We start from the raw sequence: 13,833 nt of genomic DNA, 5'->3' as shown, positions 1-13,833 counted from the left end.
TGTTTGATCGACATAGCAAAAACCCGGATTAATTCAAATCCGGGTTCTATATATAGCCAACTGTCAAAATCATCTGCGAAACAGTACCGATCGACCAGTATAAATCAGCTATTATGCCATCATTGACAATGATTAACTATAGCATCAACAAGTTAATTTCTTTAATGGCAAAGTAAGAAACACTGCTGATACAAGGATTAAAAATTTGGCATTTTTAGTCTATTTTTCTTATTTTTTGCTAACATACCAATTCCTGCAATTAAGCCCAGCCCAAGAGCCGCAGATGGTTCAGGTACAGATTTCAAATCATCATAGTCATACGTGACTTTTATACCTGCTTTAGCTTCTGTGGTGATGGAGGTAATCATGTTCCCCGATCCCGTAACCCCTGATTGAGCTAAAGCTGAGAACAAAAATTCTAAGTTACCACTACCAATAAAAGACTGCAAAAATTGGCTATCAGTGTAGGTTTTGGTATCAGATTGTGAAGCTGATAATCCTGTGACAGTTTTTCCAGAGGTACCGCCAAAATCTATGACACCATCAGCTCCACCAAGTTGATAGTTAAACGAATTTTGGGGATTGAGCGTAAACAAAGATTGATTATTCAGTTTTAAGCCTAGGTTACTGGCAAGATTTACTGTTAGTGGAGTGGAACTGGGGCTGAGATTTTCAAATCTTGCTGTTCCTAATAAATCTCCGGTAAAGTCTATTTTTACACTCTTGAGCGTACCAAGAGACGCATCAAACTTTTGGACGCTAAGAGGTGAATCAATAATATTTGTGAGTCCAAATCCTGTAGAACTTGAACTTGAGATAGTAGCTGCATTAGCTACTCCACTTGTAGCGACAATACCTGCAAAGGTTGTAGCAGTAGCTAAAGCTTGAAAAAATTTGGAATTCATAGACTAATGATTTTCTGAAACTATGATTGCATTATTCCTCGTTTATTTCTAACTTTGAATGATTATTTTTGGGCTGGACAAATCTACTTAATTTTATATAAATTTTTGATAAAGCGATAAAAACTCACTACACGTAATAAGTATTTAAAAGCTATTTATTTAAAGTTTAATGAGTAGACATATTAAAACTGCTATAGACATAAAAAGGCATTTATTCTAGCTTTTGCAGCCTTTTATGGATGGAGATATTTAGCGTTAAGACAGTGAGTAGTTCGGAGGAGGGTTTCCCTTTGTGAGAAACTGCGGTAGGGTATTTTGACCAGTGCAATCCTAAAGCTGCGTCGCTGTTAGTTCCGAGACTTAAGCTTCTGGTTACAATAAACTTATGTCCCAAAATTCCCTTCCTACAACCGCAACACGCCCCACATTCATCCTTGTAGATGGACACTCGCTGGCCTTTCGTTCCTACTTTGCTTTTGCTAAGGGACGAGATGGCGGATTACGTACAAAAACGGGGATTCCGACTAGTGTCTGTTTTGGCTTTATCAAGTCTCTGTTGGAAGTCATGACAACACAACAGCCACAAGCAATGGCTATAGCCTTTGATTTAGGTTTGCCAACTTTCCGTCATGAAGCTGATGATACCTATAAAGCCGATCGCCCAGGTACACCAGAAGATTTTGTACCGGACTTAAAAAATCTTCATGAGTTGCTTGCAGGTTTCAATTTATCTATTTTCACGGCTCAAGGCTATGAAGCAGACGATGTTTTAGGGACTTTAGCACAAATCGCCACTGCTGCTGGGTATCAAGTAAAAATTCTCACAGGCGATCGCGATTTATTTCAACTCATCGACCTAGAAAAGCAAATCACTGTTCTCAATTTTAGTCCAGATGCCTGGAAACGCTCTACAAATGGCATCACAGAATTTGGCCCGGAACAAGTTAAAGAAAAGCTGGGTGTTTTACCAGAGCAAATTGTTGATTTTAAAGCTCTTTGCGGTGACAAATCAGATAATATTCCGGGTGTTAAGGGAATTGGGGAAAAAACAGCAGTACAGCTACTTACTACCTACGGTTCCTTAGATAATATTTATGCTCAATTAGATGAAATCAAAGGCGCAACTCAGAAAAAACTTGTAGAAGGGAAAGAAGATGCTGAAAAGTCACGCTACTTGGCAAGAATAGTTATCGATGTTCCTTTAGAAGTAGATTTAGAAGATTGTAAGTTAACAGGATTCGATCGAGACGTTCTCGTACCAATTTTAGAAAAATTAGAATTTAATCGTTTTTTAGGTCAAATTAACGAACTACAGCAAAAATTTGGCGGACAAGTTGCAGAAGTTTCTCCACCAGAAACACAACTCAGCAATGACGATAACGATGGCGATTTGTGGTTCTTTAGTGCTGCTGATACAGCCGCAGCTATACAAAAGCCAGCTTCCGCAATTCAACCACGCATTATTAATACTGAAGCGAAGCTCAAAGAGTTAGTCAACTCATTACAACAATTTACTAACCCAGAGACACCCGTTGCTTGGGATACGGAAACCACTGATTTAGAACCACGAGATGCTGCTTTAGTCGGAATTGGTTGCTGTTGGGGAACAGAAGCAGAGGAAATAGCTTATATTCCCGTTGGTCACAAAACTGGAGAGAATTTAGATCGAGATTTGGTACTAACAGCACTCCGTCCAATTCTCGAAAGTGCTGATTATCCTAAAGCTTTGCAAAATGCAAAGTTTGATCGTCTAGTTCTTAGATGTCAAGGCGTAAAATTGGCGGGAGTGGTATTTGATACCATGTTAGCCAGTTACCTGTTAAATCCAGATAGTAGCCATAATTTGAGCGATCTAGCGCAAAAATATTTGGGTTTAACGGCTAAAAGTTATGTAGATTTAGTTCCTAAAGGCAAAACTATTGCTGATGTAGATATTGCAGATGTAGCCGATTACTGCGGTATGGATGTCCATTGTACATTTGGATTAGTACCAAAGTTACGTGAGGAACTACAAAAAATCCCAGCTTTATATCAGCTATTGCAGAAAGTAGAACAACCGCTAGAAGAAGTTTTAGCGGAAATGGAATATACAGGTGTTCGGATTAATTCGACTTACCTTAAAGAACTTTCGCAACAGTTAGAAACAGATTTAGCAAAATTGGAAGCAAAAGCTACTGAGATAGCTGGAGAAAAATTCAATTTAGGTTCTCCCAAACAATTGAGCCATATTTTGTTTGAAAAATTAGGTTTAAGTACTAAGTATTCTCGTAAAATTCAAACCGGTTACTCTACAGATGCAGCGACATTAGAGAAACTTCAGGAAATCGATCCAACAGGTTTTGTTGATGCCATTATTGAGTACCGTACTCTATCTAAATTAAAGTCCACGTATGTGGATGCATTACCAGCATTAGTACGTCCCGATAGTCATCGAGTACATACAGATTTTAACCAAGCGGCAACATCAACTGGTAGGCTATCTTCTTCTAATCCAAATCTACAAAATATTCCGATTCGCACAGCTTTTAGTCGCCAAATTCGGAAAGCATTTTTACCCGAACCAGGCTGGTTAATGGTGGCTGCTGATTATTCGCAAATTGAGTTACGGATTTTGGCTCATTTAAGTCAAGAGCCTGTTTTAGTGCAAGCATATCAGCAGAATGAAGATATTCACACTGTAACAGCAAGGCTGATATTTGAGAAAGAAGATGTGACATCTGACGAACGGAGATTAGCAAAAACTATAAATTTTGGTGTGATTTATGGTATGGGTTCTTTGAAGTTTTCTCGTTCAACTGGTATAGATAAAGCCATTGCTAATGAATTTATTAAGCGATTTAACGAACGCTATGCAAAAGTATTTGCATATTTAGAGCGTGTCAAAAAAGAAGCGATCGCTCAAGGTTATGTAGAAACAATTCTCGGTCGTCGTCGTTATGTTGAGTTTACCAGCAATAGTTTACGCCAATTAAAAGGCAGCGATCCAGAAGTTATTGATTTGAGTAAATTAAAGAATTTAGGTGCTTACGATGCAGGTTTACTTCGTGCCGCTGCTAATGCACCAATTCAAGGTTCCAGCGCTGATATTATCAAAATTGCAATGGTAAAACTGCATGAGGTTTTGAGTAAATATCAGGCGCGATTGTTATTACAAGTTCACGATGAATTAGTGTTTGAAGTTCCGCCGCAAGAATGGGAAGAATTGCAACCACAAATTAAGTCTGTGATGGAAAATGCCGTAAAGTTAACTGTGCCTTTACTAGTGGATGTCCGTGCGGGAGAGAATTGGATGGAAACGAAGTAACACCAATTATTGATTGCGACAGAACTTGCGATCGCCATCATGTTCGGGGTATTGCCAGGAATAAGCAAAATGGCTCACTCCCTTGATTTGGGGAGTAAATTGGCGCAGGGCTTGCATTTGTGCTTCTAGAGATGGACGATTATTAATTGACTCTCCCCATGTACCTGCTAAGGCAGGAAACACTTGCGTACCTGGTTTGGCCATACTCAAAACCCGTTGTACCTGCGCCACAATACAACTGACATCGCCGCAAGTCGCATAAGCCATTGGATGCCATTGTAAGGAACTAGGAAACCTATCCCAAGGCTGTAAACGCGAATCATAGCCTTGTCCTAAAAGCTGGTTCCCTTCAGGGAAAAACACTGCACCTGCGGGAATACCTAATTGTTGCGCTGGATGACTTGCTAAGGCGACAAAATCTAAGATACCTTGCATAGCGTGGGCAACAGCGAGCTGCCACAAATCCCATTGTAAAAGCGGTTGTCTGTCGTTGGGATTGAGAAGAGATTTTTGTGCTGCTGATAAAGTGCGACCTTGCCACAAGGCTTCTTGTTCTTGAGGATAAAGTTGATCGACTTCAGCAATATCGGCTGCGGTGACATATCCTTTACTCAAAAAGCGGCGAATCAAATCTAGCCCTTTATTATTTTGGGCGCGTCGAAATAAAGCTTCTTGGGTTGCTGGACTAAATAGCCATAAGTCTGTGACTTTGGTGGCGATAGAATCGCTTCCTGATTGACGCGGATAGCGCACATAGTCAAACAGTATCCCATCTGGGCGGCGGCGCAGCACTTCCTGCACCAAGAGGTAGTAGTCGCGTTTTGCTTGGACGTTATATGGGTCGATAAATACATGAGTGCCGTTATCTACAACATATAAGCTGGTTTGACCTTTGCCATTGCGGGCGATCGCTGCTTCTCTATCTCGACGCTGGGCATAGCTATAGCCAAAATTGATAGTATACATCCAGGCGTAAACCTTCAAACCCCGTTCTCGCCCTTTTTTAATCGCCATCGCCAGTAAATCTACTTTTTCTGCACCTGGGTTACGAATTATAGATGGCCAAATCGTAGGGTTACTTGCTGCTGGTAAAAGTACCTGCCCGTCATAAAACACTTCTAAGTGGACTTGGTTATAGCCACGGTTAATAATCCGATCCATAAGTTGATCGAGTAAACCGGGTTGAGCGTCACAAGGATACAAGCGTAGCCAAATTGCTTGGTTTTGCGGCCAGGTACGATTACGGCACGCTTTTATTTCTTGGGCGTGTTGTTTTAATATCTGCTTGTAGCGTTTTTGAGCATCTGCATTACCTTTAAGTGCTGCAAGTCGTAAATTGTCTTTTTCTGTGACTGCTTTTGGCGATAACTGGCAATATTCTTGAACTTGCGCCTGCACTGGTTGGCTCCCAAAATTGGGAATCAATAGACTACTACTGAAGACGGTAGCTAATAGGCGTCTGATAACTAACTGTGATTTTGTAACTTTCAAGGAACGGTTAAACATACTTCAAGGTAGCAGGGCAAAATAGGAGACTTCTTGTAGAAGTTAGGTAAACGGCAAAAATAAAATCAAGACTAAAGGATGGGAATTGCACTTTCCCCCATCAACCTTTCGTTATCTATTGCCAACAGCACTTGTACAACAGGTCTACTAATCAACCTCAAATTACATAAAGCTGAGGCTGATAGGTGTCGAATTCTATATTTAAAAAATAGGGATTTTGAAGCCTATTTTTGAAAGACTGTCAAACCCCTATTTCTGTTGCCGCAATTTATTATTTATTTAACTTTTTAAGAGATGCTGAGATAATTTTTTCCCCATTTCTGGTGATTTGCTTTGTCGTCAATGATAATAAGTCGGTATATATTTAAATCAAAATTTAAAACTTGTTTACTTGATTCAATTAAACTTAACAAATTAGTCAAGAGTCTCAATCTAGTTGCGACTCTTGACTCTGCTTTATTGACAGTTATGCACCGCGTCTCAGCGCCGCCTCTACCTGATTGAACTCTTGTTCTAAGCGATCTTTGAGCTTTTGTGGTACAGGACGATTTGGGTAAGAACTGTAATGTCCTGCGAGGGAGTTTAAGGCTGTTCGCATTGTGGTAAAGGAACTAAGACCGGAAACAGAATTAGCCCGTTGGTAACGAGCTGAAAAGTCATTTATTTTTTGACGCGCTTCTGCTTGAACTGCTGCTTTATTTGGTGAATCTTCTGATAACTCTAGAACGTTTCTCAAAATTTGGACTACCGCTAAGGTGTCTTGACGATAATCCCCTGTCAAACTGTCAGGACTAGAACAGCCCATTAAGCTGATGGCTACAACTAAAACCAGGGCAAGCAGACGCGACCAATAGCGCTTCATAAGCATTTACTGAAACAACGCATAAATCAACGTCCATAGTATCTTGGATTGGTATCCTGGGGATCATTTCGGCAGGATCGAGGATAAAGGAAGAATTCAAAGTTTTTGATATAGAGTGTCTCTTTGTTGGTAAGGTCGCCCTAAAGAAGCGATCGCTTTTTGTAATGTTTCTACTTCCATTGATGTCCCGCCCAAGGCTCCTGCCATTGTAGTAATGTGTTCTTCCATCAATGTGCCGCCGATATCATTGCAACCCCAAACTAAAGCCTCTTTAGCACCAGCCAGCCCCAGTTTTACCCAACTCGGCTGATGATTGGGAATCCAATTACCTAAAAAAATGCGCGCTACAGCAGTCAGTAATAAGCTATCAGCTAAAATCGGTTGATCGCGTCCCACACGGCGACGTAAGGGTTTAGGTGCTTCTTGCCCAACAAAGGGTAATAAAATAAACTCAGTAATTTTTGCTGGATAGCCGTTGTCGATCGCAGTTTGCTGGAGCGATCGCAATTTTTCTAAATGTCCGATTTGCTGTTCGGGACTTTCAATATGCCCTGATAGCATGGTGCTAGTAGTGTGCAAGCCTAATTGATGGGCTGTAGTGACAATTTCTAGCCAAGTAGCCGTGTCAATCTTTTCGGGACACAGTACCCGCCGCACTTCATCATCTAACACCTCAGCTGCTGTTCCTGGCATTGAGCCTACACCAGCATCGCGCAAAGCCGCAATTACTTCCGCATACGTCAGTCCATCAACTCTGGCAATAAATTGCACTTCCTGGGGCGAGAAAGCGTGCAAGTGTAATTGAGGAAACTCTTGCTTGATGGTTTCCACCAACTTGAGATAATAAGGCAACGATTTACCGTTGACCTGGGCTTGGGGGTTCAATCCCCCCTGCATACAGATTTCCGTCGCCCCTCGCCGCACTCCATCTATGGCTTTCTCCAAAATTTGCGCCCAATCTAACCAATAAGCACCATCATCACCATCATCACGACGGAAAGCACAAAAACTACAGTGCTGCTCGCAGATGTTAGTAAAGTTAATATTACGATTGATTACGTAGGTGACTGTATCGCTGGCTTGAATGCGACGGAGTTTGTCAGCTGTGCTTTGAATCGCAGCGATCGCCTCTGGATCTGTTTGTTTTAACAATACCACTCCCTCTACGGGAGATATATCGTATCCCAGCAGGGCACGGTCAAGAATAGCATCAACAGTTTTATGCTTCACAAGGCATTAGTGAAAACCAAGTTACTCCTACCATTTTGCCAGGAATTATTCAAGTGCAGGAATTGCAGCCAAAAATTTATGATTATGGAATTGTTTGGCTCGAAAATTTCAAGACATCTCAGTAATTAAATATTGCTAGAGAAATTTTGATGGAAATATCCTTAAGTTTCCTTATTTGTTAATTTCCAAAGTAAAGGATAGAGTGTGTTTAACTTTGAGGTATAAACTTGTTCAATTCCTGCTTTTAATGAATCAGATGGTTTGAACAAGAATATATCAGTAAAGCCATCAGCTTTTTTTGGTATTTGCGGTTGAGCGACAATTTGAAATCGCACTTTTGGATCGAGGGAGTGACTAAGAATTTGTAGGGAAATGATTTCAGAATCACTAATTACAAGTGGTTTATTAGCCTGATTAATAATGTCAGCAATTTTAGGATATTCTTGGTATAGCTCAGGCAGTTTGTCCCACCACATTTTGCTTTGAGAACTGAGCGTACACGATACGACTCCGCTCGTAATTACTAAGAACCCTACCAGTGACCAGAGCTTTTTTTGCCAACTGTTAGTGTCAACAGATGTGATTTTAGTGCCAATCAAGTAAGCAACAGCTAACTCTATACCTAAAATAGAGGGAAGTATATATCGGGTAGTCCCGTATCGCTTTCCCAATATGAAGTCTACTAGTATTAGAGGAAGCCCTATAGAAGCAATTAAGGTTAAGACAAATAACCACACACGCTTAGAGGAACTTCTACAAAGAAAATAAATTGAGTAGATAATTAGAGCTAAGACCAACAAAATCAAAGGAATTAAGGCAAACTTAAGTTTCCCTGAGTCACTATGGCTAATACCTAAATCAAGAAACGCACGACTCACAATCCCAGCCCACCTTGTAGCTGAAGCAAAGACTGTTTGTTTTGTATTAGTCCAATTCACCATTCCTGGAGGAGTTGGATTGGTAATCATAACCAAAAGCCAAGGTATGCAAATTAAAACTCCTGCAAGCAATGAAAGTAGGTAAATTATGAATGTTTTACTCAATCGGAAGCGTTCAATTGCAAATACATAGATTCCCTGTGCAATAGCAACCAAACTAAAAAACAATTGAGTATAAAACCCTAATGATAATGTTGCTGTATAAATGCACCAATTAACCTTTTTTTTCAGGCGCATAGCTCTCAGTAGTGCTGCGCTCGATGCTAAGACAGTTACTATCCATAAACTGTAAGGTCGCGCTTCTTGTGCATATAAGTAATGAACAGGTGAAATGGCTACCAACGCAATAGCTAGCCACCCGATTAGTGAAGACTTAAATAATTCTTGGCATAGCCAATAAATACAAGGAAATGTAAGCAGGCTAATTAATGCTGAAAAACTTCTCGTTACTGCTACTGAATTGCCAAACAACTCTACCCACCATCTGACCATTACAAAGTATAGCGGCGTTAGCTGCGATTCTTCTAAAGCTAATCCTCTAATTGTATCAATTGTGTTTTTTTCAAGGTTGGGATACTGGTATTTATGTAAATCTTCTATACTAAGTAAACTACCTGTACGTAACTGCTCGTCCATTTCCTTTAGAGTATAGCCAGATACTCGTAAAGAAGTATAAACTTCATCATTCCAGTAAAGTTTGCGGTCAATATTACCTAGGCGAAAAAATATACCTAATACCAATAAAATAACTATTAAAAAGCGTAACCAAGTTGGAGGAAGATGCCATTTTTGTGATACTTGCATGGTTATTTACTTGTATAAATGCTTAATCTAATAAAAGTTTTATAAAAACTTTGATATTATTTTGGTATCCTTTTATAAAGAAATAAATATGTCAATCGAGGGATGATAAAAAATTATCATCATTCAGTTAGTTATTAAACTAAATTTTAGTAAAAATTGTATAAAGATATCACCAAGATTAACAATCAGTATTAACCGTAGAGTAAATTCGTACTTTAATTAAGCTAAATCAAATAGAAAATTCTTTTATTTACTATCTCAGCATTTGGATGTAGCTAATGTTTCACAACCAAGCTAACTCTTTATTAAGAGTACCAACTGGGTCATTACAGATTCCAGAATTGCCTCCCAAAATTACAGATACTCATGGAGAAGCTATCCTGCTTTCCTTAGTAATTCCCACTTATAAAGAGCGCGAAAATATTACAAATATCGTTAACGTATTGAGCCAGTTGTTGAATGAGTCGATTCCCGGACAATATGAACTAATTGTAGTAGATGATGATAGTCCAGATCGCACTTGGGAATTAGCACAATCCTTGACGGAGCAATATCCTCAATTGCAGGTAATGCGACGCCAAAACGAACGGGGACTGTCCTCAGCAGTGATTCGCGGCTGGCAGGTAGCAAGAGGAAGTATCCTAGGAGTGATTGATGGAGATTTACAGCATCCACCAGAGGTATTAACGCAATTGCTGGCGCAGATTCAGCAGGGTGCGGATTTGGCTGTAGGTAGCCGTCATGTAGAAGGAGGCGGTGTCAGTAGTTGGAGTATCGTGCGGCGGTTTTTGTCCCGTGGTGCCCAAGTTTTGGGATTAATTATCTTACCAGGAGTGTTGGGGAGAGTTTCTGACCCGATGAGTGGTTATTTTATGGTGCGTCGCCATGCGATCGCCAACACAACTCTCAATCCAGTAGGATACAAAATTCTGTTAGAGGTAATTGGGCGAGGTAAAGTACGAGAAATTGCTGAAGTGGGCTATGTATTCTGCGAACGCCAAGAAGGTGAAAGCAAAGTGACATGGAAGCAATACGTAGATTATTTACATCACCTACTGCGATTGCGGCTTTCCACAGGACGTTTGCAAAGAGTTAGCCAAGCCACAGAACAGTTAGAACAGTTGAGTCAAAACATTGGTTTTCCTATTGGTCGATTTCTCCGGTTTGGATTAGTAGGACTAAGTGGGGTATTTGTGGATATGGCAATACTTTATTTACTTAGCGATCCTACAACCCTAGCCCTACCCTTGACTCGCAGCAAAATTATTGCTGGTGAAATTGCAATTTTCAATAATTTTTTGTGGAATGACGCTTGGACTTTTGCTGATGTCTCGATGAAGCAGCAAGAATGGCGTCAACGTTTGAAGCGCTTTTTGAAATTTAATTTAATTTGCTTGGCTGGATTAGTATTAAATGTGCTGGTTTTGAATTTAGTATTTAATTTCCTCATTCCCAATCGCTATATCGCCAACCTAATTGCGATCGCAGTTGCTACAATTTGGAATTTCTGGGTGAACTTGAAACTTAGCTGGCGAGTAACTGATGTTAAATAACTAGCTACTTAGCAAAAGTTATCGCTTCTTGCTACTTTGAATAACCTTGCGGTATACCTACAGGTGACAAACCTGCGATCGCCCGTAAGTTTTGGCAACGGATCAGCTCGGTAAAATGTAAACCAGAACGCCCCTCAATCTTAGCTACTTCTTCAATTGCAGATAACAAATGTTCTGCGGCTTCAGCTTCTGAGTAACCCCGTCGCCCTGCGATGCGAATTGCAGCTGCATCAGCATTTAATTCTAACTCTGGAGATTTATGGGTACGCCAAATCCGAAAACCAGCGATCGCACTTAATCCTACTGCGATCGCTACACCTACAACATCAGACTGTGATGATTCTACGAGTCCACCCAACAGGCCTACTAGTATAACACCTTGATAAATATCGGGTTTGAACCATTTCACACCCGTCAACCAGCTAACCATTTGCAACAACAGTAAATCTCTTTGTGATTTCGACAGACGAAACCACAAATCGAAATTAATACATATTGGTCGTTCTTGATTCCAAGGAAGCGGAAAAGAAGCGTCAATTACCTTTGACTGTTCGGGCTTGCTCACAATTTTTGTCATCATGCGCCCAGAAGCAGGCATTACATCTAGTAAACGACGAATTTCAACGTTTGGCTCCATAAATTTAACGATTAGCCATAATTATGCATAGTATTTAATTATGCAAAAAATAAACTTTTTGTGCTAACCTTTGATTTGCGAATCACTTCCCAAATACATGGATGCTTTTGCTACTAACCCGCCTGAATGGACAAATCAAGCAACTCACGCTCATCAGTTTTGCTGTCCTAACTGCAACTCAAGTAGCCGAGAAGCTGTAGAAGTTTGGATTAATAGGCGATCGCCTGTGATAACAGAAAACTATCGCCGCAAATGGCAGGAGTTCTACAATTGTCACTGTGGTTGTGCGTGGTGGGGTTGGAGTAGCGATCGCCCGCCAACAGATTTGTCTAATCAACAAGATATTAAACCCACATAGCTATTGTCGATCGCAAAAAACCCGCCTATGGGCGGGTTAAGTTTTTGTAAATTAAGAAGTTAGTAGTAATGTTTATAGTGCTACTAACTTCTCATCGATTTTAGAAGCTGAAAGTAGTACGAAGAGTACCTACGTAAATAGTATTGTTGTTATCGTTGTGCTCTGGATTAAAGATTACCAACAAACCAGGAGTAACCTGAATATTATCAGATACGTTCAGCTTGTAAAGTCCCTCTAAATGATAAGAAGTACCAGATTCTGAAGCAATACCGCTACCACCAGTGATTTTGGGTGGTTGGCCGAAAATCACACCAAGTACGTTACCTTTACGACCTAAGTCTCTCAGTGCTACTGCACCAGCCCAATACCAAGCATCTGCACTTCTGTCAGCACCAGTGAGAGAATCAGCATTGGTATAACCACCCCAACCACTCAAAGCCAACTGAGGGCTGGGTTGGAAGGTAGCTTCTATACCATAGTGGTTGGCTTCAGTACGAGCACCAGCAAAAGGGTTATTCGCAAAGGCACTTCCTATCCCTTGGAAGAGGCTGGGAGTGACTTGATAGGTGCGGGCATAACTAAATCCAACATTGAAAGCTTGGCTGGGCTTGAAAGCTACCTGACCAAAAAAAGTATTACTACCATTAAATAAACCGCTACTTTCAGCTGGATTATTAGGACTACTTATTGCTTGATTTTGAGCGAAATAAGCTGCACTCAATGTCAAAGGGCCTTTAGGAAGGAAGTTCACAGTTATACCAGCACCGTTACCAGCTTGGCGATAGATGGGGCTGAAACGTCCATAGGCTGATAGAGCACCTTTACCAGAACTAGCAAAATCAGGATTGAAGTTGTTAACGTTCTCAAATATCTCAGCACCAGTAGCATCAACCTTGACCCGTACTGCATCGCTCAGATTGAAAGCATAGTTGATTTTATCAATACCAACAGAGTTGTTTTCACTACCGTCATAAGACAAACGGGTCATATTGGTTCCAGTTACACCAGCATTAGAGATAGTATTGCGTGCTTGCAAACGAATTTGCAACTGGTCTTTACCAACAAAACTACTGTACAAGTTCAAACGAACCCGGTCGGAGAAAACTGTATTAGAAACTAAATCACCACCACCAGCTCTTGTGTCACCGAAAGCCTGAGACACACTAAAAATTGCTTCCCCAACGAGCTTGGTAGTGGTAGAGAACTGATTAGCTTCTAATTCCGCAGTACGAGCTTCTAAACCATCCACACGACCACGCAGAGTAGCTAATTCAGCTGCAAATTCTTCTTGCAAGCGCTGTAAAGTAGCTAAATCTTGTTTTGTCACCAAGTCACTGGTAGCTGTCGCAATCAGCTCGTTAACTCTGTCTAAACAAGCATTCAAACCAGCAGCAAATTCATAACGGGTCAAAGCACGGTTTCCACGATAAGTACCGTTGGGATAACCTGCAATACAACCATATCGCTCAACCAAGGATTGTAAAGCTTGAAATGCCCAGTCTGTGGGCTGTACATCCGAAAACTGGGAAACAGATGTAACTTGATCCATGCTGCTAGAGTCTTGCGACAACTGAGCCACACTATTTACAGGTTCGTTGGCTTCAGCTACCAATGTACTATTAGCCGCTAAAAATGTAGCAGCAACAACAAATGGGCCAACCTTTATAAGATCCCAAAATACTTTTGCCATTGTTTTTTCTCGCTCACACCTAAACTAACTCACTCTCAAGAAAACT

Annotated in this window: 10 protein-coding genes; 3 read left to right on the top strand and 7 right to left on the bottom strand. The window is 40.6% G+C overall.

Annotated features, from left to right (window positions below; translation table 11 throughout):
• Positions 1-197: 197 nt before the first annotated feature.
• Positions 198-905, bottom strand: a complete 708-nt coding sequence (locus AACU33_RS28080; protein ID WP_096593006.1) for a choice-of-anchor E domain-containing protein — start codon at positions 903-905, stop codon at positions 198-200.
• A 385-nt stretch (positions 906-1,290) separates the two neighbouring features.
• Here AACU33_RS28080 and polA point away from each other — a divergent pair, with 385 nt between their 5' ends.
• On the top strand, positions 1,291-4,209 hold the full coding sequence (polA, locus tag AACU33_RS28075; protein ID WP_096593004.1) for a DNA polymerase I: 2,919 nt from the start codon (positions 1,291-1,293) through the stop codon (positions 4,207-4,209).
• A 6-nt stretch (positions 4,210-4,215) separates the two neighbouring features.
• Here the strand turns inward: polA and AACU33_RS28070 are convergent, their stop codons facing one another.
• The 4 genes from AACU33_RS28070 to AACU33_RS28055 form a co-directional block, all read right to left on the bottom strand.
• The gene (locus tag AACU33_RS28070) at positions 4,216-5,715 is read right to left on the bottom strand and encodes a family 10 glycosylhydrolase (protein ID WP_096593001.1); all 1,500 of its coding nucleotides are present in this window, start codon (positions 5,713-5,715) and stop codon (positions 4,216-4,218) included.
• 466 nt (positions 5,716-6,181) lie between these two features.
• On the bottom strand, positions 6,182-6,577 hold the full coding sequence (gene psb27 / locus AACU33_RS28065) for a photosystem II protein Psb27 (protein WP_096592999.1): 396 nt from the start codon (positions 6,575-6,577) through the stop codon (positions 6,182-6,184).
• A 96-nt stretch (positions 6,578-6,673) separates the two neighbouring features.
• Positions 6,674-7,807 (bottom strand): 7,8-didemethyl-8-hydroxy-5-deazariboflavin synthase subunit CofH, encoded by a 1,134-nt coding sequence (cofH, locus tag AACU33_RS28060; protein WP_096592997.1) that lies wholly within the window; start codon positions 7,805-7,807, stop codon positions 6,674-6,676.
• A gap of 161 nt (positions 7,808-7,968) precedes the next feature.
• Positions 7,969-9,381 carry a glycosyltransferase family 39 protein gene (locus AACU33_RS28055; RefSeq protein ID WP_339376333.1) on the bottom strand — a complete coding sequence of 471 codons (1,413 nt, stop codon included), beginning with the start codon at positions 9,379-9,381 and terminating at the stop codon, positions 7,969-7,971.
• A 446-nt stretch (positions 9,382-9,827) separates the two neighbouring features.
• Here AACU33_RS28055 and AACU33_RS28050 point away from each other — a divergent pair, with 446 nt between their 5' ends.
• Positions 9,828-11,102, top strand: a complete 1,275-nt coding sequence (locus AACU33_RS28050; protein ID WP_096592991.1) for a glycosyltransferase — start codon at positions 9,828-9,830, stop codon at positions 11,100-11,102.
• A gap of 31 nt (positions 11,103-11,133) precedes the next feature.
• Here the strand turns inward: AACU33_RS28050 and AACU33_RS28045 are convergent, their stop codons facing one another.
• Positions 11,134-11,739 carry a DUF3318 domain-containing protein gene (locus tag AACU33_RS28045; protein WP_096592989.1) on the bottom strand — a complete coding sequence of 202 codons (606 nt, stop codon included), beginning with the start codon at positions 11,737-11,739 and terminating at the stop codon, positions 11,134-11,136.
• A 97-nt stretch (positions 11,740-11,836) separates the two neighbouring features.
• Here AACU33_RS28045 and AACU33_RS28040 point away from each other — a divergent pair, with 97 nt between their 5' ends.
• On the top strand, positions 11,837-12,097 hold the full coding sequence (locus AACU33_RS28040) for a hypothetical protein (RefSeq protein ID WP_096592986.1): 261 nt from the start codon (positions 11,837-11,839) through the stop codon (positions 12,095-12,097).
• Positions 12,098-12,197: 100 nt separating this feature from the next.
• Here the strand turns inward: AACU33_RS28040 and AACU33_RS28035 are convergent, their stop codons facing one another.
• Positions 12,198-13,787 (bottom strand): iron uptake porin, encoded by a 1,590-nt coding sequence (locus AACU33_RS28035; protein ID WP_096592984.1) that lies wholly within the window; start codon positions 13,785-13,787, stop codon positions 12,198-12,200.
• Positions 13,788-13,833 lie beyond the last annotated feature (46 nt).

The sequence above is a fragment of the Calothrix sp. NIES-2098 genome, from assembly GCF_963875125.1.
In the GTDB taxonomy this organism is placed as follows: domain Bacteria; phylum Cyanobacteriota; class Cyanobacteriia; order Cyanobacteriales; family Nostocaceae; genus Aulosira.
This window is presented reverse-complemented; position numbering and strand designations above follow the sequence as displayed.